Origin of the sequence: Paenibacillus lacisoli (assembly GCF_030580655.1) — a bacterium.
GTDB lineage: Bacteria > Bacillota > Bacilli > Paenibacillales > Paenibacillaceae > Paenibacillus > Paenibacillus lacisoli.
Genome location: NZ_JAUQTB010000003.1, coordinates 213,853 through 236,776, shown reverse-complemented (window position 1 = coordinate 236,776; position 22,924 = coordinate 213,853). Strand labels below are relative to the sequence as shown.

The 22,924-nt window shown below is 51.6% G+C and carries 23 protein-coding genes and 2 pseudogenes; 11 read left to right on the top strand and 14 right to left on the bottom strand.

All coding sequences use genetic code 11. The annotated features are described in order from the left end of the window. Window positions 1-56: 56 nt before the first annotated feature. The 3 genes from Q5741_RS08060 to Q5741_RS08050 form a co-directional block, all read right to left on the bottom strand. The gene (locus Q5741_RS08060; protein WP_305023561.1) at window positions 57-1,010 is read right to left on the bottom strand and encodes a nucleoside hydrolase; all 954 of its coding nucleotides are present in this window, start codon (window positions 1,008-1,010) and stop codon (window positions 57-59) included. A gap of 144 nt (window positions 1,011-1,154) precedes the next feature. After that, entirely contained in the window at window positions 1,155-3,116 is a 1,962-nt protein-coding gene (gene abc-f / locus Q5741_RS08055; RefSeq protein ID WP_305023560.1) for a ribosomal protection-like ABC-F family protein, read from the bottom strand. Window positions 3,117-3,222: 106 nt separating this feature from the next. After that, window positions 3,223-3,366 (bottom strand): RAxF-45 family protein, encoded by a 144-nt coding sequence (locus tag Q5741_RS08050; RefSeq protein ID WP_305023559.1) that lies wholly within the window; start codon window positions 3,364-3,366, stop codon window positions 3,223-3,225. A 368-nt stretch (window positions 3,367-3,734) separates the two neighbouring features. Here Q5741_RS08050 and Q5741_RS08045 point away from each other — a divergent pair. Then, window positions 3,735-4,520: pseudogene (locus tag Q5741_RS08045) on the top strand (glycoside hydrolase family 16 protein); the annotation flags it as partial. A gap of 150 nt (window positions 4,521-4,670) precedes the next feature. Here Q5741_RS08045 and Q5741_RS08040 read toward each other — a convergent pair. The 4 genes from Q5741_RS08040 to Q5741_RS08025 all read right to left on the bottom strand — a co-directional run bounded on the left by Q5741_RS08040 (window position 4,671) and on the right by Q5741_RS08025 (window position 7,984). Then, on the bottom strand, window positions 4,671-4,910 hold the full coding sequence (locus Q5741_RS08040; RefSeq protein ID WP_305023558.1) for a cold-shock protein: 240 nt from the start codon (window positions 4,908-4,910) through the stop codon (window positions 4,671-4,673). A 131-nt stretch (window positions 4,911-5,041) separates the two neighbouring features. Continuing rightward, on the bottom strand, window positions 5,042-5,245 hold the full coding sequence (locus Q5741_RS08035; protein WP_305023557.1) for a cold-shock protein: 204 nt from the start codon (window positions 5,243-5,245) through the stop codon (window positions 5,042-5,044). Window positions 5,246-5,525: 280 nt separating this feature from the next. After that, window positions 5,526-7,199, bottom strand: a complete 1,674-nt coding sequence (locus Q5741_RS08030) for a hypothetical protein (protein ID WP_305023556.1) — start codon at window positions 7,197-7,199, stop codon at window positions 5,526-5,528. Next, window positions 7,199-7,984, bottom strand: a complete 786-nt coding sequence (locus Q5741_RS08025; protein ID WP_305023555.1) for an ABC transporter ATP-binding protein — start codon at window positions 7,982-7,984, stop codon at window positions 7,199-7,201. Before Q5741_RS08025 ends, Q5741_RS08030 begins: the two co-directional genes overlap by 1 nt. 261 nt (window positions 7,985-8,245) lie before the next feature. Here Q5741_RS08025 and Q5741_RS08020 point away from each other — a divergent pair, with 261 nt between their 5' ends. The 4 genes from Q5741_RS08020 to Q5741_RS08005 all read left to right on the top strand — a co-directional run bounded on the left by Q5741_RS08020 (window position 8,246) and on the right by Q5741_RS08005 (window position 10,196). Then, window positions 8,246-8,707: a hypothetical protein gene (locus Q5741_RS08020; protein WP_305023554.1), complete on the top strand. Its 462-nt coding sequence runs from the start codon at window positions 8,246-8,248 to the stop codon at window positions 8,705-8,707. Between the two features lie 71 nt (window positions 8,708-8,778). Beyond that, window positions 8,779-8,952, top strand: a complete 174-nt coding sequence (locus tag Q5741_RS08015; RefSeq protein ID WP_305023553.1) for a CsbD family protein — start codon at window positions 8,779-8,781, stop codon at window positions 8,950-8,952. A gap of 121 nt (window positions 8,953-9,073) precedes the next feature. Beyond that, window positions 9,074-9,586 carry a cupin domain-containing protein gene (locus tag Q5741_RS08010; protein ID WP_305023552.1) on the top strand — a complete coding sequence of 171 codons (513 nt, stop codon included), beginning with the start codon at window positions 9,074-9,076 and terminating at the stop codon, window positions 9,584-9,586. A gap of 106 nt (window positions 9,587-9,692) precedes the next feature. Then, on the top strand, window positions 9,693-10,196 hold the full coding sequence (locus Q5741_RS08005; protein ID WP_305023551.1) for a hypothetical protein: 504 nt from the start codon (window positions 9,693-9,695) through the stop codon (window positions 10,194-10,196). Window positions 10,197-10,276: 80 nt separating this feature from the next. Here the strand turns inward: Q5741_RS08005 and Q5741_RS08000 are convergent, their stop codons facing one another. From Q5741_RS08000 to Q5741_RS07990, 3 genes are all read right to left on the bottom strand, one after another. Continuing rightward, window positions 10,277-10,900 (bottom strand): TVP38/TMEM64 family protein, encoded by a 624-nt coding sequence (locus Q5741_RS08000; protein ID WP_305023550.1) that lies wholly within the window; start codon window positions 10,898-10,900, stop codon window positions 10,277-10,279. 475 nt (window positions 10,901-11,375) lie between these two features. Beyond that, the gene (locus Q5741_RS07995) at window positions 11,376-12,557 is read right to left on the bottom strand and encodes an NAD(P)/FAD-dependent oxidoreductase (RefSeq protein WP_305023549.1); all 1,182 of its coding nucleotides are present in this window, start codon (window positions 12,555-12,557) and stop codon (window positions 11,376-11,378) included. Window positions 12,558-12,591: 34 nt separating this feature from the next. Then, complete coding sequence (locus Q5741_RS07990) at window positions 12,592-13,026, bottom strand: DUF1641 domain-containing protein (RefSeq protein ID WP_305023548.1); 435 nt, start codon at window positions 13,024-13,026, stop codon at window positions 12,592-12,594. A gap of 673 nt (window positions 13,027-13,699) precedes the next feature. Here Q5741_RS07990 and Q5741_RS07985 point away from each other — a divergent pair. Then, complete coding sequence (locus Q5741_RS07985; RefSeq protein ID WP_305023547.1) at window positions 13,700-14,095, top strand: rhodanese-like domain-containing protein; 396 nt, start codon at window positions 13,700-13,702, stop codon at window positions 14,093-14,095. Between the two features lie 101 nt (window positions 14,096-14,196). On the opposite strand, the gene Q5741_RS07980 is transcribed toward Q5741_RS07985, so the two are convergent. Further along, a complete protein-coding gene (locus tag Q5741_RS07980; RefSeq protein ID WP_305023546.1) occupies window positions 14,197-14,910 on the bottom strand; it encodes an HNH endonuclease in 714 nt (237 codons plus the stop codon). A 211-nt stretch (window positions 14,911-15,121) separates the two neighbouring features. Here Q5741_RS07980 and Q5741_RS07975 point away from each other — a divergent pair, with 211 nt between their 5' ends. The 3 genes from Q5741_RS07975 to Q5741_RS07965 all read left to right on the top strand — a co-directional run bounded on the left by Q5741_RS07975 (window position 15,122) and on the right by Q5741_RS07965 (window position 17,929). Continuing rightward, window positions 15,122-15,313: a tautomerase family protein gene (locus tag Q5741_RS07975; RefSeq protein ID WP_305023545.1), complete on the top strand. Its 192-nt coding sequence runs from the start codon at window positions 15,122-15,124 to the stop codon at window positions 15,311-15,313. A 208-nt stretch (window positions 15,314-15,521) separates the two neighbouring features. After that, complete coding sequence (locus tag Q5741_RS07970; protein WP_305023544.1) at window positions 15,522-17,006, top strand: alpha-amylase; 1,485 nt, start codon at window positions 15,522-15,524, stop codon at window positions 17,004-17,006. A gap of 92 nt (window positions 17,007-17,098) precedes the next feature. Next, window positions 17,099-17,929 carry a DUF72 domain-containing protein gene (locus Q5741_RS07965; RefSeq protein WP_305023543.1) on the top strand — a complete coding sequence of 277 codons (831 nt, stop codon included), beginning with the start codon at window positions 17,099-17,101 and terminating at the stop codon, window positions 17,927-17,929. 86 nt (window positions 17,930-18,015) lie between these two features. Here Q5741_RS07965 and Q5741_RS07960 read toward each other — a convergent pair whose 3' ends face one another. Then, the gene (locus Q5741_RS07960) at window positions 18,016-18,630 is read right to left on the bottom strand and encodes a DL-endopeptidase inhibitor IseA family protein (RefSeq protein ID WP_305023542.1); all 615 of its coding nucleotides are present in this window, start codon (window positions 18,628-18,630) and stop codon (window positions 18,016-18,018) included. A 222-nt stretch (window positions 18,631-18,852) separates the two neighbouring features. Next, window positions 18,853-20,454, bottom strand: coding sequence for a copper amine oxidase N-terminal domain-containing protein (locus tag Q5741_RS07955; protein WP_305023541.1), 1,602 nt, complete (start codon window positions 20,452-20,454; stop codon window positions 18,853-18,855). Window positions 20,455-20,786: 332 nt separating this feature from the next. Here Q5741_RS07955 and Q5741_RS07950 point away from each other — a divergent pair. Both Q5741_RS07950 and Q5741_RS07945 read left to right on the top strand, forming a co-directional pair. Continuing rightward, window positions 20,787-21,105 (top strand): annotated as a pseudogene (locus Q5741_RS07950) (hypothetical protein). 103 nt (window positions 21,106-21,208) lie between these two features. Beyond that, window positions 21,209-21,739 (top strand): hypothetical protein, encoded by a 531-nt coding sequence (locus Q5741_RS07945; protein ID WP_305023540.1) that lies wholly within the window; start codon window positions 21,209-21,211, stop codon window positions 21,737-21,739. Window positions 21,740-21,879: 140 nt separating this feature from the next. Here the strand turns inward: Q5741_RS07945 and Q5741_RS07940 are convergent, their stop codons facing one another. Beyond that, window positions 21,880-22,827 carry a nucleoside hydrolase gene (locus tag Q5741_RS07940; RefSeq protein ID WP_305023539.1) on the bottom strand — a complete coding sequence of 316 codons (948 nt, stop codon included), beginning with the start codon at window positions 22,825-22,827 and terminating at the stop codon, window positions 21,880-21,882. Window positions 22,828-22,924: the final 97 nt, after the last annotated feature.

Sequence of the window (22,924 nt, the reverse complement as noted above, 5' to 3'; positions counted from 1 at the left end):
GTAACGAAAAAAAGACAAGCCTGCCGAAAGCAGACTTGTCTGTATGTGTTCTATTTTTAGTTGATGGCCTTCAATACCTCGAGCAGCATGGACTTAAACTGATCACGGTCCACAGCCTCACATACCCGCACATTACGCGTACGCTCCAACCGATTATTGATATCAACCAGACTGTAGCCACGTGTCAGTTCACCTGCTGTCTCCACGTCCACGTGATACATGCCGGATTGGGTCATCAGTTCTTCGTTCGCCGCTACGGCCATCAGCAGGGTATCCGGATGCGTCGTGCCGGGCAGTCGATGTACTTCCTTGTTGAACTGCATGACGACCTTGTTAATATCCCGGAAAAAGCGTGCCCCGGCTGTTCCCAGCTGCTCGATATCCGCATGATCGTTGTCATCCATCACCGAATAGCGTGTACACATCTCCCAGCCGACCATCGTCAGCGGGATACCGGAGTGCAGAACGATACGGGCCGCTTCTGGATCCACCCAGAAGTTATACTCTGCCGCAGGTGTAATATTGCCCAGCGCATTGTTCGTACCGCCCATAATGTAGATATGTGGAATGAGCGGGATAATTGAAGGGTCCTTCTGGATCGCCATAGCAATGTTGGTTAACGGTGCAATGGCAAGCAGCGAAATCTGGCCGGGCTCCTCGTGAATCCTGCGGATAAGAAAATCCACCGCGTGTCCTTCCTCCGGACGCTGAATGGCTTGCGGGAAATTCGCTCCGCCCATGCCGTCCGATCCGTGTACATCTTCCACCGTGCGGTGCTGCTGGCTGCCCAGGGCCAGGAACGGCCGCTCGCAGCCTTTATACACAGGTACCTTGCCGCCATGACCGGCGACCTGAATCGTGTAGAGTGCATTCTCCACTTCCTGATCAAACTGGACGTTGCCCCCCGTGATCATGATGCCCTCTACCTGGAAATAATGCAGTGCCGTCAGAATCGCGATCGTATCATCGCCGGCGGTATCCGTATCAATTATTACTTTGCGTGCTGTCATGCCTTGCTTCCCCCATTCAGTCTGCTCCTCTCAGCCGGTCCAGATGGCCGGGAGTCTTATGATGTCGTCTCTTTATTGAAGCACTAACGGGAGGCTGTGGCAAGGCAGTCCCTGGAAACTGCAGAGCGCGTGCGCCGGAATGATCTATTCCAGCTCCATCCACTCCTCCAGCAGCCGGTCCAGCTCCTGCTGCAGCGCCTCGCGGGCCTCCCACTGCGCCTGCAGGAGCGCCGCCGCTTCGCCGGCGCTGCTGAGCCGCTGCAGCTCATAATCGGCTGCAGCCAGCTCCGCCTCGAGCGCGGCCATCCGCCGCTCGAGCTGCTCGCGCAAGCGCCCGGCTGACGGGCGCGGGGCGCTCACGGGTGCCGCCTGGCGGGCGGCACCGCTGCCCCTGCCGGCGGCCGAGCTCGGCTCTGCGGCCCGCCGGCTGTCCGGACCGCCGGTGGACGGTCCGGCCGCAGCAGCGACGGCAGCACGACGCCGCCGCTGCTCCCTATACTCGTCGAAATTGCCGAGATAGGAATGCACCCTGCCGCCCTCCAGTTCCCACACCCGCTGGGCCAGCCGGTTCATGAAATACCGGTCGTGCGAGATGGCGAGGATCGTGCCCGGGAACTCCTCCAGCGCCTCTTCCAGCGCTTCGCGCGAGGCGATGTCGAGATGGTTCGTCGGCTCATCCAACAGCAGCAGGTTCGGCTTCCGCCTTACCAGCAGAGCCAGACGAAGCCGGGACCACTCGCCTCCGGACAGCTGGCCAACCCGCTTGAATACATCGGCACCATAGAACAGGTAACGGGCCAGCACCCCGCGGGCTTCGCCTTCCTCCATGCCTGCTTCCGTGCGGTAATACTCAAGGACGGTCATCGTGCCGTCAGCAGCGGGGGCCTGCTGGGCCAGATACCCGATGTCCAGTCTCGTGCCCAGCTGCAGCTCGCCGCCATCTGCCTGCTCTTCGCCAAGGATAAGCTTGAAGAGCGTCGTTTTGCCTGAACCGTTATCCCCAAGCAGAACCACCTTCTCGCCGTATTGCAGATGACCTTCCGCCCCGCTTAAAATCATACGCTCTCCGAAGGTCTTATACAGCTGCTCGAAGGACAGCACTCGGCGTCCGGACCGGTCCAGCGGGCTCATATTGAAGTCTGCACTGCGCCGCTCCAGCACCGGCTTCTTCACCTGCTCCATCCGCTCCAGCGCCTTGCGCATGGAGGCTGCGCGCTTGAAGAACTTCTCGTTGGAGCCGATACGTCCCCATTCTTCCAGCTGACGGATGGTTTCCTTCATCTTGCGGATGACCTTCTGCTGCTCCTGGTAATCCGCAAACTGCTGCAGCAGACGTTCTTCTTTCTCTCGGAGGTACCCGCTGTAATTCGTTGGGTAGTGATGAGCCTCCCCATCTTCCAGCTCCATGATGCGCGACACTACCCGATCCAGGAAGTAGCGGTCATGCGAGACGATGAGACAAGCTCCGGTATAGGACTGAAGAAAGTGCTCCAGCCACTCCATTCCCTTCAGATCGAGATGGTTCGTCGGTTCGTCCAGCAGCAGCAGCTCAGGCTGCTGAATGAGCTGTGAAGCCAGCGCAATCCGCGTCTTCTCTCCGCCGGACAGATGCCGGAACGGCTGAGCATAAGAAGCCTTCGGAATTTGCAGGCCGTCGGCAATCTGGTCAATCCGGGCATCCATCTCATAGCCGCCCTCCCGCTCGAATTGTTCCTGCAGACGGGCATATGCATCCAGTATGGAATTCAGCGCGTCTGCATCACCGGCAGCTGCCGGATCCGCCATCTGCTGCTCAAGCCCTGTCATTTCTTCCCGGCATACCGCCAAATGGCGGAATCCGCAGGCGAGCGCCTCATGCACTGTACCTTCATCAAATTCAGCCGGAATCTGCGGCAAGTATCCGACCTGGATATCCTTCTTGACGGTCAGCATCCCTTCGTCTGGCTGGGTATGCCGGGCAATCAGCTGCAGCAGCGTTGACTTGCCGCTTCCGTTGCGGCCGATCAATCCGATGCGCTCCCCTTCATGGACTTCAAAGCTCACCTGATCCAAAATCAGGTTGGCTGCGTGGTATTTTCTAATATGTTGACCGTTAACAATAATCATCTTGTCGCTCGCTCCTCTTTGTCGAGAAGACCCGGCCTTATGAACGCAAAAAAGAGCCGCGGCAACAAGCCTGCGACCCTCCGGAACATACATAGATCCGTTGAGATTAAGGTAGGCGTCTTCTCGCATGTGGTGTAACCGTATAATCAAAAATGGACAGACTTCTCCCGTTGTCGGCAAAAGCATGAACAATGCCAGCCATAGCGATTGGAAGCTGGCTAATACGGTCGTTCACCTTCTGAGAATTCACTTACCTTCACCTCCTTTTACAAATTTGTTCCATAATATCACAGCAGCTGATAGGCTGGCAACTGCCTCCTTTCAAATACCGATCCTAGCGGGAGGACGAGAAGATCCTGGCAATGAAGAACCTCAAGCTAAATTTATGATCCAATTATTTATATTTTTATATTTTTCACCCCATTTTTTCTCCTTATACTACGTTTGTAAGCGCTCTATATTATCTGACCTATGATCGATGTCTCTGCTTCCATTCGCTTTCAACCGCTCATGATTAGGGAGGTGAAGCCCTTTTTACAAGCTGTGCTGATCAAATGAAGGAAGTTCTGTGAAATAGACGATGGAATGCTGCACCCTATTGCTAAGGAGGAAGAATACATGAAATTTAGAAGAGGATTATGTGCAGCTGCGCTGCTTGGCCTTCTGACGGTTATGTTCCCCGGCCAGCCTGCGAGTGCAGCTCCAAATTGGAACCTGGTATGGAGTGACGAATTTAACGGAACCTCGTTGAACCGGTCCAACTGGACTGCGGAGATCGGAACGGGCAGCAGCGGATGGGGCAATCATGAACTCCAATACTATACCGACCGTACCCAGAATCTGCAGGTAACCGGAGGAAACCTGGTTATCACCGCTCGCAAGGAGCCTTATGGCGGCATGAATTATACTTCTGCCCGGATCAAGACACAGGGACTGCAGAACTTTACCTACGGCAAAGTGGAAGCGCGCATTAAGCTGCCCTCCGGTCAAGGGTTATGGCCGGCCTTCTGGATGCTGGGCAGCAACATCAATAGTGTAGGCTGGCCGAAGAGCGGAGAAATTGATATTATGGAACGGGTCAACAACAACTCCTACGTGAATGGTACGGTCCATTGGGATGCAGGCGGGCACGCTGACTATGGTCGCACATCCGGGAGCCTGGATTTCTCTCAATATCATGTCTACAGCATCGAGTGGGACGCCAAGTATATCCGCTGGTTTGTCGATGGTCAATTGTTTAACGAATTTTATATCGAGAATGGAACAGGCAATACAGAGGAATTCCAGAAGCCTTTCTTCCTGCTGCTGAACATGGCTGTTGGAGGCAGCTGGCCTGGAGCTCCTGATAACTCGACGCCATTTCCATCGCAAATGCTGGTTGACTATGTACGAGTGTATAAAAACACCAATTAATTAAATTCAGGATTACAACCTCCTACTTATAGCTGGAGCATGACAGAGGTGCATCTCTTGATGTGCCTCTTCATGCTGCAGGCGAATCCTGTACAAAAAACACCGGTTCTCCGGTTGGCCGGAAAGCCGGTGCTGCATCGTTTACTTCTCTTCGGTTGTTGCTGTTGTTTCTTTCTTGCCGGCCTTGAAATCACCGGTTGTATTCTGCAGCAAGGGCAGCATCCGCGTCTCCAAAACCATCTTGGATGAACATAACGGACAGGCGGGATCATGCTCAAACGTAAAATCACTGCGCATCCATCCATTGCAGTCATCACTGCTGCAAGACCATACCTTGGTGTTCTCTTCAGGAATTGCCTCTGTTACTTGACGTCGGTACATGCTTACTGCCTCCTCATCTTCATCTTCGATCTTGACAAGAAAGAACGGCCGGCTCTGCGTTAGCAGAAGTCACCGTTCTCACATAATGAAACAAAAACCGCCCTTAACCTCGTTAAGAGCAGTTCTTATGCTTAGTAAACTTTAACTACGTTCTCAGCTTGAGGACCGCGGTTGCCTTCAACGATGTTGAACTCAACTTTTTGGCCTTCGTCCAAAGTTTTGAAGCCTTCGCCAGTGATTGCGCTGAAGTGTACGAATACATCGCTTCCGCCTTCAACTTCGATAAAACCGAAGCCTTTCTCAGCGTTGAACCATTTAACTGTTCCAGTTTGCATTTGTTATTCCCTCCTGTACTGGTATTAATATGCTCCTTTTTCTATAAAAAAAATTCACACATTGGAAAAAGTTCCATTCAAATCAATGATACCCTTTCCAATATGTGAACCGGCGTTTACTCATTGACTTCATTGTAACACATAACCGCTTCCAAATCAAGAATAACCAAAAAATGTAACCCCAGAAATTCCCATCCCCTTGGCAGCACAGCCTGTCTGATAAATCCGGACAGACCGTTGTGCCAAGCCGATGATTTACCTTTATCCATTATATCCACGATCAGCCGGAAATAGACATCTCATTTTCCCTGTCTTCCCAAGACAATCCTCCGCCAAACGCATATTTCCAGTACAGAAGGTTCACAGCCAGAAGCAGAGCCAAGCTGATCCAGCTGCCGTAAGGTACCAACAGTACACAGATCAGGTGAGCACCCGCCAGCCCCAACAATAGAATGAGAAGCAGGAGCGTCTTCCAACCGCCGGCAGGATTGATATTGGCATACTTCTCAGCGAAAGGCAGGGCCCTTCCCATCATACGGCTGCTGATTAACGTATATATGCAGCCAGACAGCCAAATGGCGATCAGATCAGGCAGAACGTTCAATCCTAGCAGCACGATCATCAGCACAGCCATACTCACAAAAGCAGGCAGCATGATCCGGATCAGCATTGCCTTGAATATCCCCTTGTAGATCAATCCCCGGCTCTGCAGCGGCACGGCCTCGTACAGCCAAGCTGCTTTGGGTTTGTCCGTGTATCGCAGCATTGCGACGACGTTTGGCACAGCTGACAGCATGAAATAGGTTAAAAACACCCACAGACTGGAGATATCACTCCATGTCCCTCCTCTTAATGCCTGGAACATAAAGATGAACGGCAGAACCATACTATAGGCCATGATTGGATATACCTTGAGCTTGAAGCCTCGTTCACGGGACATATTGCGGTAGGCGAACAGAAAGAAGGCCTTCTCCTGTTGCATACCGCAGCACAAGTGCGCAATTACTCCAAGTATTCTCCCTCCCGAGCGGCCTGCACCGGCGCCTTCCTGCGACAGCTTCTGCAAATAATGCTCGAATGCGGGCAGCAGCCGGATATAAAGCGCGACGGCCAGCAACGGAACAAAGACACCCAACAGCGCCAGGATCCGTATGTAGAGTCCTCCCGAATCTGCATACATCCATCCCAGCGGAGCCGCATACCAAAAGGGCGGAACAAGAATTTCCCACCACTGCGCCTTCAGCGTAAACTGCAGTTGAACCAGATCAAAGGAGCGGGCAATCAACTGATAGCCGAGGACGACGGCAATCGTCATAGCAATCTGGATATAGTTAATCAGGTCCTTTAATTTATCCCCGTCAAACAAGCGCAGCACCAAAAGATAGACAAGGGCTGTCACGGCAATCCCCAGCATATCAGACAGCAGCAGGCCGGGAATGAACAGGAACGGGAACGCTGCTCCGTATTTGGCTGTTCCCGCAATTAATGGCGGCAGACCTACCGATAATGTAATGGTAAGCAGATACCAGAGCACATGAATCGACTTGGCTGCCCCGATCGTCCGACGATCCACCGGCTTGATATCAAGAATGGCTCGGTCACGGACATCCAGCAATACACTTGAGAAATCTGCAATCATCGCCGTCATAACGATGAACATGATAACTCCCCAGACCAGACTGAACTGGAACAGCACATGGTTGCCCAGCAGAATAATCGGTACAAGCATAAATCCGGTCAAGGCATAAAGCAGTAGGGATCCGAACTGCAGGTTGCTCTCTTCACGGCGCTTTCGGGCACTGCCGCTTGCATTGGCCATGAGAGTCGGCATCCGGCGGGAATCCATCAGCAGCTTGATCCGCAGAATGGCTCGCATGGCCCTGTAATCGATCCCCCTTCTGGTGAACTGCCGTTCAAAGCGATCAAGCAGACGCAGGATTGGAGACTCCTTCATCAGACAACCTCCTGCACGATGGATACAAATTCATCCGCAATCGCTTCATGACGGTCGAATCCGGTCAGCTGATTGAAGACGCCTTCCAGCGTCCCTTGTTCAGACAGCCCTTGCAGTTCCGAAAAATGTCCATCGGCCACAATCCGTCCTTCATTAATCAGGATGATACGGCTGCTTATTTTCTCGACAATGTCCATAATATGTGAAGAATAAAAAATCGTCTTCCCCTCAGCGGCCAGCCTCGACAGAATCTCCTTCACGATCAGCATGCTGTTCGCATCCAGCCCGCTCAGAGGTTCATCCAGGAACACCAGATCCGGATTGTGCAGCAGGCTGGAGATCAGCAGTACTTTTTGACGCATCCCCTTGGAATAAGTGGACATCCGGGAGTGATAAGCATCCTTGAGCCCGAACGCCTCGATGAGCCGGGAGGCCTTATAATCCGCTGCAGCTGCACTCAGTCCGTAGAGCTCGCCGGTGAATGTCAAATATTCTGAAGCGGTGAGTGTCTCATATAACTCCGCAACTTCCGGCACGTACCCGATTCTCTGCTTATAGGACGGGTCTCCGTCGGCAATGTCGCGTCCGAATATACTTACACTGCCCGTGTATCCACGAGCCAGGCCAAGCATAATTTTGACCGTTGTACTCTTGCCAGCCCCATTGGGTCCGATATATCCGATAATCTGTCCCTTCCCGGCTTCCAGATCAATGCCCTGCAGTACGTAACGCCCGTCATACATCATTCTTAGATCCTGTATGGCTATCATTGGAACGGTATGCATAACATGTACCTCATTCCCATTTAAATTATTGGTTTATTTTAACATATAGGGGCCGGAGAGACGATGATATTCCCCCAATTCCTCAGCTTCATTTTGCTAAATTTCAATAAAAGATCGATAGAAAAACTCCGATATATGATTATCAGAGTCAATTTGCGTACAGACTGGTAGGAAAAAGCATGTGATCAGCGCAGCGAGGAGACATGAGGAGAGCATGAAGCGCACGACGATCCATGCAGTAAGATAGCGGAGGTAGACCATATGATTTGGGACAAACAACAGCTGCTTGATTTCATTAATCGGACGCTGACCGGACGGGGAATCGAGAATGCCAATCCTTACATTTATGTAGATCGCAGGCAGACGATTGCCGACCCTGGAAGCGGCACGCTTGTTGCAGATTTGTCGGATAAATATACGTTTCTGATCAATTATAATCTCTACGGCTACAGAAGAAGAATGACGGCCCACGATATTCGGACACTGCTTAAGGAAACTTACAGTAATGCCAGTATCAGCTTTGACGTCATCTTTCATCATCCGGAAGAGGATGCTGCGTTCCTGACCGGTGAGTGCGCCGAATTCACGACCCACATTCAATTCACAGATGAGCCGGACCTGAGTCCCGAGTATATTGAATCCCTGATTGACTACGCCCTGCAGATCAAGGATGAGACATGGTTTCGGGAACTCTCACTAAAATATACGGCTCTCAAGGGATAATCCTCTTCTGATTAATGATGGAGGCGTACGGGTAATAGTAGGTACGCTAACAAAAGAAGGAGATGGATATCATGAGCAACGGATTAGGCGATAAAATCAAAGGCGGCGTAAACAAAGCCAAAGGTGAGATTAAAGACCAGGTCGGTAATGCAACAGACAATGCATCCCTTCAGGCTGAGGGCAAAGCCGATAAGGTTAAAGGCGAAGTGCAGCAGAAAGCCGGCGAAGTTAAAGACAAGTTCTAAAATCCGGAGCTCCGGATTTCATAGCATTCAGTAAAAAGCCGCAGCAGTCCTTCGGGACGGCTGGCGGCTTTTTTGTAAATGCATATATCTGGAGACTTACAGGACAAGGAGGATATCTAGTATGCAGAATACAGAGATTCAAACTTACTTGCTTCAGCCTTCGGGGGTACTCCCTAACCATCCTGTGCTGCCTGTTTTGGTGTACATCAGAGCCTTTGAGAGCAGTACAGACACCATTGAAGCTGTGTTTAACCGCCATCGGTGGCTGAACAGCTGGAAGAATGGCATTTTTCCTTATGCTCATTACCACAGCAATGCCCATGAGGTTCTTGGTATTGCCAGCGGGGAAGCCCGTCTGCAGATTGGCGGCGCTGACGGTATCACATTAGATGTTCATGCCGGAGATGTTCTTGTTCTGCCAGCAGGAACGGCTCACCAGTGCCTGCGGGCAAGCGAAGACTTCAGTGTCATCGGCGCATATCCGGATGGGATGGATTATAACATTCACAAGGAGGAGGACGGGGCAATTCCAGGAATCCAGCAGGAGATTGCCGCTGTGCCGCTCCCTGCTACCGACCCGGTATTTGGGGAAAAGGGACCTCTCCTGAACCACTGGACATCCCCGGCTTCCTAAACCTAGACTTAAGTCCAGGAAGGACGAGACCCGCAGGCTGATGTTCATATCGAAACTTACATGGTAAGATTTCCCTAACCAATACATAATAAAGGAGCGGGAAAATATGAACAAACGCATGATTGCAGGAACACTGATGCTTCTGCTGGGTGTGTGCCTATTTCTTAATCAGGGAGAATCCTTTGGAACAGGCAAACTGTTCGGCTACTTCTGGCCCGTCATCTTCGTGATTCCTCTCGGCCTGTTCTTCCACTGGATGTACTTCTCTATGACGGATCGCCGGGGAACCGGTCTGCTGATTCCCGGAGGCATCCTGCTTGTGGCCGGCCTCGTCTGTCAATATTCCATGCTGTTCGATGCCTGGCATTATATGTGGCCCGGCTTTATCCTGGCGGCTGCAGTGGGCCTTTTCGAATTTTACTGGTTCGGCACACGCAACCGCTGGCTGCTGATTCCGATTAATATCCTGACCGTTGCCTCACTGCTGTTCTTCGCCGTATTCACCTTGGGGTCGCTGTTCAGCCAGTCCTTCGCGGGGCAGCCTTGGATTGCTTTTATTCTGGTCGCTGCCGGTGCAGGACTGCTGTTCATGAAGCGCAAGCCCTCCTGAGTGCAGCCGAAACGAATAAGAAGCTGATCCCAAAGGGATACCTCCGGTATTTACCGGGAGGTATCCCTTTTCCCACGTTCCTATATAGATCTCTTGCGCTCATCCGGCTGCTCTGAGGTGAAGTAGGTCTCCAATCGGCGGCAGATCCACAATGAACCCACAACGAATACAATGACACCGGTCAGTTGGAGCGGATGCTCCAGATAGCTGCCCAGATTGGAGCCGATATACGATACACAAAATACCATTACAGCTTTTCCCAGACTCACCGCCACCACAAAAGAGAGAGTTCTCATCCTCGCTACGCCTGCTGCAATGTTAATGACCACAAATGGACCTACCGGAAACATGCTGAGCAAAAATACATAACTGAACGCGTTCCGCCTGACCCAGACCAGACTCCGGTGTACAGCCGGCTTCTGAGACCAGCGTACCGCCCAGGCTGTGGAGGCCGCGCGCCGCACCAGCAGGAAGGTGACGATGCACCCCGCCACAAGTCCAAGCCAGGAATACAAGAACCCTCCCCATAATCCATACCCGGCTGCATTCAGACCAACGATCAGAATGGTAGGCAGCGGCGGTACGAATGACTTCATAAAAGCGAGCAGCAGCCCTGTTAACGGACCCAGCGATCGGTACTGATCCATCCATTCACGCAAATGCTCCTCTGTAAAATAACTCATAATCTCCAGCGTTTGGTACATCCTGTTCCCCCGCTTCCGAACCTGTTTCTATACCGTGAACTGCGTATTCTCATTTGATTATAACGCACGCAGCCGTTCAGGATATGAGAAAAGCCCGCCGTCTCCCCAAGGGGAGGCCGACAGGCTGGGTTGCTTTACCTACAAACGGTTCATCTTATATGTGTTAATGAGCGACCAGCATAACCACAGGTTGGTTGGCGGCCCTAAGCAGCTTTAGGCTTAGTCTTGCTCTTCGCTTTGAGCTTATGACTCTTGCACTCGTGCAGAATATGGTTAATATGTTCCAAAATATCGTTAAATTGTTGTCCACAATGTTCGCATTTCATTGTTCTCACCTGATTTATCCTTATTCGTATTTGCCTTGGCTTAGTTAATATACCCTTACCTGGCAGTGGATAAACATTTTGTGAGACTAAAAAAGAGAGAGGATCCGGGCAAAAGCCTGAATCCTCTCTCTATTATACTGCCTGCCGGCTTAGTAAGCCAAGGCGAACAGCGCGTTGATGTGGGACAGGTAACGAATGTTACTGCCTTCTTTCATCAGTGTTGCTGGCAGTCCTTTCAGTTGGGTCTTGTTAGCGCCGATCGTACCGATCGCATCTTTACGACCCAAGCTTCCCAAGGTACCGGAGAATATCGGTGTGAATTTCTCCATGTTGCCGCCGTTCAGGTAAGCGAAGATGTTGTAGCCAATCAGTTCGCCCATCTGCCAAGCCAGCTGTGCTGTTGGAGGGTATGGACGCTCGCCTTCACCAGGGAAGACTACTGCAGCATCGCCCGCAACGAATACATTATCATGGGATGTGGATTGCAGTGCCGCATTCACGGTTGCACGTCCACGATTTACTTCAATACCGGAGTTCGCAACGACTGCATGTCCTTGTACGCCGCCTGTCCAGATCAGCGTACTGGTCTGGATGGAACGTCCGTCTTTCAGGAAGACTTCAGTCTGTTTCATTTCGGTAATCGGCACGCCGGTTACGAATTGAACGCCGCGCTTCTCAAGACTAGTCGTTGCACGGTCAACCAGATCCTGCGGGAAACCGGCAAGGATGGCAGGACCTGCTTCTACACAGTACAGTGCAACTTCGCTAGGGTTAATACCCCGAGCCTGGCACAGTTCAGGCAGCTTGTCAGCATATTCGCCCACGAGCTCTACGCCTGTCAGACCGCCGCCGCCGATAACAATCGTAGCGTCTGCTTTGTTGCCGGATTGCTTGTAAGCATCCAGACGAGCTTCCACATGTGCACGAATGCGGTTAGCTTCATCTACAGATTTCAGTGTGAAGCTGTACTCCTGCAGACCCGGAATTCCGAAGTAAGCTGTTTCACTGCCCAGGGATACAACCAGAGCATCATAGCTCATTGTTGTGCCGCTGGCCAGGATGACCTTCTTCTCATCAGGCTTGATTTCCTGTACAGAATCAATTCTCAGGTTTACGTCTTTGTTGCGCAGCAGTTTATCCAAAGGAAGCGCTACGGCTTTCTCTGCGATGCTGCCTGCAGCCAGACGGTGCAGTTCTGTAATAATTTGGTGTGTCGGGTAACGGTTGATTACCGTGATGCTAGCGTCCTGTGCTGTCATATATTTACGGGCACTCAGCGCTGCAAGCAGACCGCCGTAGCCCCCGCCCAGAATCAAAATTTGCTTCGACATATCCATCCTCCGTTCTTCATTCAGAAATTGCTAATTATTTGCCTTGTTTTTGGCGCTCGCCAAGGATATCCAGAAACGCTTGGCTGAAGCGAAGCGTTCTTTGAACGTTAGGATCCTTCAGCATCTTGAGCAAGCCGAACAGGCCGACAGAACCGGATTCAGTCTGAACACGGTCGCCCGCTTCAACAGCTGCAGACGCAATTCCTTTGGCTCCGTCTGCTACAGGTTTAACGAATTCGCCCATGGTGTGCTTCAGATCGCCAACCAGAACCGGATCTGTTGCCACGCTTTGTGCAAAGTCATAGGCTTTCGTCATCAATGTAACCATCTCTGCCAGCTTCGGCAGGTTCTCTACGAGAACGGTCAGGGATTCCTGCACCTCCGGCTTCATCAATTGGTCCAGCACATCCTTTGTTTCTCTCGTTGCCTCCTGAGTGGCAGCTACTTCTTGATTAGGTGTTTGTGACATACGTGAACGTCCTCCTTTGCTTTAAAATAGAAGCCCATTCCTCTCGAAGCCTGCCCGCAATCAACGATCCTGAAATACCTGTCAGAGGAAACATTAAGGCACAGGAAAGCCGCCAGTATATCCTGCCGCGGCTTTCCGCCGAACAGGCTCTACGTCTTCCCGTGAAGCAGACGACGGGACTTTGTGCAAAATAGCACATTACCGCCTTCTTCAAAGCAACCCTCTGTTTAAGAGAGCAATGTTTACTTGATCAGTATTACATGATGAATCCATAAACAGGCCGAAACGGAACCCTATACTCCTATATTACACCTTTCACATAGTACAGTCGAAAGTTTTTTAAAATTGTTGCAAATTATATTATTGCAGGTTTGTGTGTCGATGCCAAGCTGGCGGTATCCTGCAACCGGTCCCAGGCCCCAGATCGCCCTGCTGCCAAGCCTCCCTCTGTTGAATCTGCGGTTCTTGAATGGAGCCCGCCGGTTCACGGCCGTTGCTTTGCCTTCAAGTTCGGGTACAATAAAAGAGTAACGCCGGGCATGATGTGAACTCAAAACGGCCGCTTGTATCTGCAAGTTTAACGTTACAATCACTACATACCTGCAGCCAGAAATCCTGAATCCATCATGTATCATTCCGGAGTACACAAACTATGACTTGGAGGCTGATCCACATGGCAGTTACTTTCTCAGATATGCTTAACGAAGCTAGACAACACGTCAAAGGCGTATCCTCTCAGGAAGCCAGAGAAATTATTCAGAACAACCCGGAGACCCTGGTCATTGATGTTCAGGACGCCACCGATGCCGGTGCCTGCGGCCTGATTCCGAGCAGTGTGAACATCTCCCTGGGCATGCTCCCGATCCGTGCCGATCTGGAGCTTCCGCAGGATCTGCGTGACGAGCGTCTGGCGGATCGCAGCCGTTCCATCCTGACTACCTGCGGTGCAGGCGGACAGGCAGCGTTGGCGGCTTATCTGCTGCACAAAATGGGCTTCACCAATGTAGCCTACATTGACGGCGGCACAGCAGCCTGGAAAGAAGCTGGCTATGAGGTTGATCTTTACTAAGATTCTACCCGTGAACCGGTTCTTTCATGAATTGTAAATCCTGCAAAAAAAACGGCTCCCTGCAATTAGCAGCGGAGCCGTTTGTTATGTGTCAGCGGAATTTAATGGGGATGATGCGCATCCCGGAAAGAACTGCTGTTGAGCATGAATTCATCTACATCGCGGTCAGCCTTTGACTGATTACACATATTACATGCACAGACACAGTTATAAGGTGTGGTATGGCCGCCCTTGGCCCTCGGCAGCAGGTGGTCAATCGTGTCTCCGTACCTGCCGCAGAACCGGCAAGTATAACGATCACGCAGCAGGATATAGCGCCTGAACTCCTTGTTGCTGTAGAGACGGCGGATGGTCGTGCGGTTGACCACCTCGGCGGCATGCTCCTTCACCAGCGTTATCGCCAGCTCCAGCTCGATCTCCTGATGCCACTTGCGGCCCTTATCCGTTCGCCCGCGCATACGGATCATACCGGCCCGGTTTGGCCGCAGCGCGGTGTGGTCGTGCGGATCCGGACGCGTGTGCACGGCAGGAGGCGGCCGCTTGGCGGCCCTTTCCTTCCTCTTCACGAAGGGCCGTTCCTGGGCTGGAGGATGGTGAACCGCCTGTTTCCGGGGCACGGCGGCTTCAGGTACTGCCGCTGTCTTCGCCGCACTCCGTTCCTGGCGGCAGATCCGGCAGGCGCCCCGGCGGGAACCTTTACCGGACTTCGCGCCCGTGCGGCGCCGAAAATCAGTCAGCGGTCTGTGCTGCTGACAATAGGTGCAATATTTGGACGTGCGTTCTGTTCCCGATGGGTTCGATGGTTCAGTATGCATATCGGATCAAACCGCCGGAGCGGTTGTCTCGTTCACCTCTTCTTTCGCCGCATTGCCCTCATTGTATCACAAATGGTATACCATAAATTTGCCAAAAGGTTCGTCTATCTATATGCCCGTTTGTATTCCTTCACGGGGGTGATTACAATAATAAGCAAATATCAGAAATAATCAAATTCCGGGGTCATCCCCGCCGAAGGGACGGATCATCATGCCATTCATAACAGTCAAAGTGCTGGAAGGTAAAACAACCGAGCAAAAAAGTGAACTGGTTCGTAGAATGACCCAGGTTGTATCGGAGAGCTTTGATGTGGAGCCGGATAAAGTATTCATCTTCTTCGAAGATCTGGCCAAAAAAGACTACGGCAAGAACGGCAAACTGCAGTCTGATCCGGATGCCTGAGAACGTCTTGTTCTTATTAAATTCCCCTTTTAAGCAGACCCGCTGTTCTGCAGCAACCAAGCAAGACGTTTAGCAACCGCACCACATTGGGTAACTCCTCATATAGGTATCTATAGTTACATAGGTCTTTGCAGCACTTTGCATACCTATCTCAACGAGATAATGACATATAGACTCCATTTCCCATGCTAAAAAGGAGGAACGAATGATGAAACCCAATCATACGATGATGCAATTTTTTGAGTGGCATGTGGAGGCGGACGGCAAGCACTGGCAGCGCCTGGTAGAGGCAGCACCGCTATTGAAGAACAAGGGAATTGATTCGGTATGGATCCCGCCGGTCACGAAAGGACAATCGCCCGAGGATACAGGCTATGGTGTCTATGATCTTTATGATCTGGGGGAATTTGACCAGAAAGGTGCGGTGCGCACCAAATACGGGACCAAGGAAGACCTTCTTGAGGCGATTGCAGCCTGTCACAAAAATGGGATCGCTGTTTACGTTGATCTTGTCATGAACCATAAGGCGGGTGCGGATGAGACGGAGCGTTTTGAAGTGGTGGAAGTAAACCCGGACAACCGCAATGAGGTCATTTCGGAGCCCTTTGAAATTGAAGGCTGGACGAAGTTCAATTTCCCGGGGCGCGGTGACAAATACTCGGCTTTCCACTGGAACCATGAGCATTTTAACGGAACGGATTACGATGCCAGTACGGACAAAACGGGTATTTTCCGCATTCATGGCGAGGATAAGCAGTGGAATGAAAATGTGGATAATGAATTTGGAAACTACGACTACCTTATGTTCGCCAATATTGATTATAACAACCCGGTTGTGCGCGAAGAAATGATCAACTGGGGCAGCTGGCTGGTGGATACCCTGCAGTGCAGCGGTTACCGGCTGGATGCAATCAAACATATCAACCATGAATTTGTCAAAGAATTCGCAAATGAAATGTTCCGCAAACGCGGTGAGGACTTCTATATTGTGGGCGAATTCTGGAACCCGGATCTGCAGGCCTGCCGGGAATTCCTGGATACAGTCGATTACAGCATCGATCTGTTCGACGTATCGCTCCATTACAAGCTGCATGCCGCCTCCCAGGCCGGCCGGGATTTCGATCTGACGACCATCTTCCACGATACCCTGGTACAGACCCATCCGACACATGCTGTCACTTTCGTGGATAATCATGATTCTCAGCCGAACGAATCGCTGGAATCCTGGGTGGACGACTGGTTTAAGCAGAGTGCTTATGCACTGATTCTGCTCCGCCGAGACGGCTATCCATGCGTGTTCTATGGAGATTACTTCGGCATTGGCGGCGAGCATCCGATTGATGGCAAGCAGCTTGCTATCGATACCCTGCTCTATGCCCGAAGATACAAGGCTTATGGAGAACAGGTTGATTATTTCGACCATCCCAACACGATTGGCTGGGTACGGATGGGTACACCGGAATTCAAACGCTCCGGCTGCGCCGTCGTCATCTCGAACGGAGACGAAGGCGAGAAGCATATGCATGTCGGTGAAGAGCGTGCCGGTGAAGTTTGGGTAGACTTGACCAACACCCGGGAAGAACGCATCACCATCGGGGAGGATGGCTGTGCTACCTTCCCGGTGAATGGAGGCAGCGTCTCGGTGTGGGCTCTTCCAAAAGATGATCTGGAACCGGAAGACGAGGAGCAGTAAAATAAGCACGGATAACATGGAGAATCCCCTTTTGAACCGATCTGTTTTGGTTTAATGAACCTTAACAAGTCTGGACACAAGGGGGTCGTTTCATGATTGAGATCGGACTAACCGGCTTCGGGGATCATGAAGAGCTCTATGGCAAAATCAAACCGGCAGAGCGGCTTCCTACTTACAGCCGCCATTTCCCTATCTGTGAGATCGACAGCTTCTTCTATGCCATTCAACCGGTCAAAAATGTAGTCAAGTGGGTCAGCCAAACCCCGGAGCATTTCGGATTTATTCCGAAGGCCTACCAGGGCATGACCGGACATCTGCGCGGGAAGAAGAACTATTTTGATACCCGTGAGGAGATGTTCGAAGCTTTCCACACCTCTATCCAGCCTGCACGGGATGCCGGCAAGCTGACCATGGTGCTGTTCCAGTTCCCTTCCTGGTTCGACTGTACGCGCGAGAACGTCGAGTTGCTGCGCGATACCCGTGAGCGGATGCGTGATGTGCCGTGCGCACTAGAGTTCCGCAACCGCTCCTGGTATATGCCGGAGTTCAGGGAGCGGACGCTCGCCTTCATGCGGGAGGAGAACTGGATTCACACCGTGGTGGATGAACCGCAGGCAGGACTCGGCTCCATCCCGATCGTGGCTGAAGCTACCTCAGATGAACTGACCTATGTACGTATGCACGGCCGCAATGTAGAGGGCTGGCATAAGAGCAGCGACCCGGATTGGCGCAAGCTTCGTTATCTGTACCGGTACAGTACAAGCGAGCTTCAGGAGTGGCGCGACCGGCTGCTGGCGCTCGAAGAGAGCAGCCGCCGGATATGTGTGGTGTTCAACAACAACTCGGCAGGCGATGCCACTGACAATGCGAAGGAGCTGATTGCTCTTCTGCAGGAAGGCGGGAAGCTGCAGCCGACTTCATAGGCTCTATACCAGCGTGAAAAATAAGAGCGACCCACCGAGGTGGATCGCTCTTATTTTTTGCAGCTATGATCCATAAATGATGACGACTAGAACAAAACATGCGGCGCAGTAGAGATCCGCCAGAAGCTGCCGACCTTCTCAAAGTTGACAGGAAGTTTGGCGTTCGGAAGCTTAGCCTCTGCTGCATAAGGAACGGTCAGCAGATAGGAGCGCTTGACGTCGGTCATGCTGAGCATTTTCGCCGTTGCCCGGTCGAACTGGAGCAGGCTGCCCCCATCCGCGTTCAGCTGGGCCAGACGGCCGTTTACCTCAACCACATATTTACCTGCAAACTGCTTTGCCGCTGTATCGGTATAAACCGATGTCAGATACTTTATCAGTTTGGCAGTAGTACCAATATCCTCAGACAAATAACGATACTCCTGACCGTTCAGCATGAATGTTTCTCCCATGGTATACCCGCCTGCCATAACATAGGTATAACGCTTCTGGGCTTCCAGAATCAGCGGCAGCGCACTCTGATGGTTCAGCTTGGTGATTTGCGCAGGATCCTGCTTCACAGCAGACGAGGATGCGGTCTGCGGTACGCTGCTCTTCGGTGCAGATGCAGCGGCCGCAGCCGGTGCTGCCGAAGCAGCAGCTGCAGGGACCAGTGCAGCGGACACTGCAATTAAACCTGCAAGGATAGAATGAATTTTCATCGTTAACACCTCCTTAGATATAAACGGTTATGGAAGGTTTTGGTTGCGTGGTCTTCGACAAAATTCTTATGCTCCACGGATATTCATAAATGCCAAGGCCGGTGTCAGAGACACCGGCCTTGGCAGCAAGAGGGGGGAAGTCCATTGTCGGAGAGAATTATCGATGAAAAGTATGAACGTAGAACATGAATAGGGTGATCTGTGGTCAGGGATGATGGCTTATTACATAGCTTTGGTCAGTGTGATGGAGCCATCCTGCTGTGTCCATTTCACATTCCAGCCTAACAGCTCCGTGATGAAGCGCAGCGGTACGACCGTTCGGCCATCCTTATTAACGAAAACTTTGGCACCGACTTGCTTCTTCGTGCCATTCACTTCCATAAAGTCTTTGCCAATCCAGAATTTCAGGGTATCCTTGCCGGCCATGACCGTTACCTGCTGTGCCTTCTGATCCCATTTCACATCAGCACCAATTCCTTCACTCAGGAAACGAAGCGGGATATATGTCATGTTGTTCCAGATAAAAGGTGTAGTATCCATCATCGTTGTTTTGCTGTCGATGTTCAGCTGCTTACTGTTCACCTTCATCCATACAGTCATCACAGATGGCGCAGGCGCTGCAGTATCCATGAATTTATCCGGCATCTGGCTTACAATGCCGTTGCCCAGTGCTTGACCTACACCAAACATCAGCTCATACCCTGCGCGGTTTGTTTGGTAAGCGTTTGTATAGCTGCCCGCCGCGTACTGGTCCAGTACCTGCTGCACTTGATTTTCGTGCTGGGTCAGAGCTGCCAGCGCAGCATCTTTAGGCAGTTTCTGGGCTGTTGCCGCATCCAGAAATGCTGCAAAATCCATCGTAAACTGGCTGATTCGTTTCTGCACGGCCTGGCGGGCGTTCTGGTCGTTGTTTTGAACCGCTTTGACATAATCCGCCTGTGCATTCACATGGTTCTCCGTCCAGATTTTCTCAAACTGATCCGCACCTGCCTGTCCATAGATGGAAGAAATCGCAGCTTTGAAATCGGCCGTATTGGCGGCCTCGGCCTGGATTAGGGCGTTGTAGTCTTTGGCGTTATCATATTGTTTTTGCATCTCAAGGACAGACAGCGCGAAGTGTTCTGCAGCAAGACGGTTCAGCGCAGAGCGCAAATCAGCGGCCTTGGTGTCCGGCTTGGTGTTATTGAATTTCTCTGGCAGCTGGGCTGTAATCGCGGTGGATAATGCCTTGCTTACAGTGAACATTTCGTTAAAACCTTCACGGTATGCCTGGTAGGCTCCTGTGTAGTCACCGGCAACATAGTCGTCGAATACTTCCTGTACCTGATCTTCATGAAGACGAAGCACCTGCTCGGCTGTCTGCTGTGGCAGCTTACCCGCGGTTGCCTTGCCCAGGAAGGTTGAGAATTCCTCCACAAAGTTCTCTACCTGCTGCTCTGCTTTTTTGCGGGCTGTCATGTCGCCTGCCTTGGTGGCTTTGACCAGATCGTCTGTGTACTTGTTGTGGGCTCTGAAAATGCGCTCGAACTCAGCGGCGCCTTCCTTCCCGTAGAGAGATTCAATCGCAGGCTGCATATCCAGTGCGTTCTGATCCAATGCATTATAGGCTGCAGCTGCATCCTTGGATCCATCGTAAGCCGTTCTCATCGCCGACACGGCCAAGGCGAAGTGTTCTGACAGCAAGCGGTCCAGGCTGGCTCTAAGTTCTATGGCCGGTGTATTCACTGTTGGGGTAGGGGATGGCATCGGCACTGCCGCCTGGGCCATGGATGGAATCAGTAGAGACAAGCTAAGTACAGGTGCAATCAGTTTTTTAATCTTCATCGCGTTTCACTCCTTGTAGTGTGTTTGATGTCTTTGTATTTAGTGAAACGGAGCTTATTCTATTTTGGATCACATGGTTTTTATTTTTTTTTGAAAAAGCTTGATCTCATATCCGGTTACGCCCGACATCATAATGTTTCATGGAGCACGAGGTTGACGCTGACATGACCTGCGAATCCGCTGCCAGTAAACATAATCCTTGGCATACATTCACCTACCGGTCTGGAGTCTATGATGGCATGAATGCATTAAAATGCAGGATACCCTCTGTATTGTAACGAATTCAGTGATGTCAAACCATCACATTACGAACTGAGCTGGAGAAGTCATTCATGACAAATCATAACGATAACAAACAGCTGCAAACCGCTTTATATACGATGTGCCTGGTACAGGATGAAGACAAGGTACTGCTGATCCATCGTCCAAGCTCCAAGGGATTCCCAGGCTGGATCGGTTCGGGTGGAAAGGTCGAGTTTCCCGAGAGCCTGACCGAAGGTGCAGCACATCTCAGAAGCCATGGACTATTCCATGCAGTCTTGGTTCCGACGGAGATTTCCGCTGTTTTTCGAGAGTGGGACCTTTGAAATCTATGCGGTTTATGATCAGGAACGGGATATAACTATTCGAGAGACGGTCAAAAAGGTCTAGTCCGTCACACAGCCGGTATATACGGCAGCAAGTGTTTGGTCCGACCTGCCGCTTGTGGTACAATGACTGCACATCAAACCCTATGAGAACCTATGGAGGCCCTATGCTACCTTTTGAACAAAAAATTACCATTCTGGAATCCTATCCGCAGCTCCAGCGCAAGAATGTATCGCTTGGCCGTGTTAATTTCCATTATGAAGACAGCGCTTATGACAAAAAAACCGTCGCTTACCATCTCCATCCGAACGGTAACGGCTTTATCTATGCGGGTCTGCTGGGCGGTTACCCTGCAGACGATAAAGGCATGGTGAATATTCGCAATTACAGCGAGCCGCAGCTGCGTGAACTGATTGAAGCCTCTATTGCTTCTCTCTCTCCGTCCGGATCGACCGCAGCGATTAAAGGAGACGCACCGGTTCTGACGGCCGCCATGGAAGATCTGGGCAACACGATGATTGAGCAGCAGGAAGCAGCCATCTGGACTGACGAAGAAGGCAACGAGCTGTCCCTGGTGTATGGCTCGGACGAGAACCTGTGGTATATCTACGCTGGAGACAACCTGGAGCTGGCCGTAGAGACGCTGGAAGAAGCGGAAGAGTATTTGCAGGAAGAGGGCTTTGCACCCCAAGGTTAAACGGAAGAGGCTCTGACAAAAAGGCATGGTTTGCTTGCAGCACTGGCTGGAGCTTCCATGCCTTTTTCTATCAAAACAACGCTAAATATAACGCCAAAAAGCCTCCCGCCCATAGGGCAGGAGACCGCTGTCATTCTATTCTACAGAAACACGGACAGGAAGTTGCCTTCCGCCGTCTCGGCGTCTACATCGACGCAGACCTGGATCGGGCTGTCATACATCGGGATCGCGCGCAGATCAGCGACCACCATGCCTGTCGTATGTGTTCCTTCACATTCCACACGTACATTCATCGTCTGGTAGGTCAGCAGCTCTGGATGAACAGCTGCAATAACAGCCAGCGGATCATGAAGCGGAGCTGAGTTCTGGAAGTAGTTCACTTCACGGTAGAATCCGAAATAGTGCTGAAGTGATTCATCAATGAAGTTGATGATTTCACGGTTCTCTTCCCGTCCATACCGCTTCAGGTAGTGCAGGTGGCTGTCATTGACGCGTGTCTTCAGCGTGACATCCAATCCTACCAGGGTCAACGGTAAGCCTGCCGTCAGCACACGGTCCGCAGCTTCAGGGTCTCCCCAGATGTTCGCTTCAGCGACAGGGGTAATGTTACCCGGCACACGAATATTGCCGCCCATAACGACAACCTTCTTCAATTTCTTCGGTAAATCCGGATCGATATCCAGCGCAAGCGCCAGATTGGTCAGGCGGCCCATCGCTACAATGACCAGCTCTCCCTCATGTTCGTTCGCTTGCTGTACCAGCCATTCCGGTGCGAAGGTATCCAGCGCAGACCGGGAGGTTGGCGGCAATTCCGCATCTCCTACACCGTTATGGCCATGGACCTTCTCGGAGAATGGACCCGGCTCACGTACGAGCGCCCGTTCTGCCCCAGCTGCAACAGGCACATGCTGCGCCCCGGCCAACTCCAGCAGCCGCAGCGTGTTCTCTGTAGCTTGTCCAACACTTGTATTGCCGAATACCGTTGTCACACCCTGCAGCTCAATGCGCGGCGACTTCAGCGCGTAGAGAATGGCCAGTGCATCATCGACTCCGGTATCTGCATCAATAATCATTTTGGTTACTTCCATCGTTAAATCCCCTCTATGTTGACATGTTGAATCCAAAAAGCATACCCACACATTGTACACAAAAATCTCCTAATTTCATACTTCTACCAAACTCCCA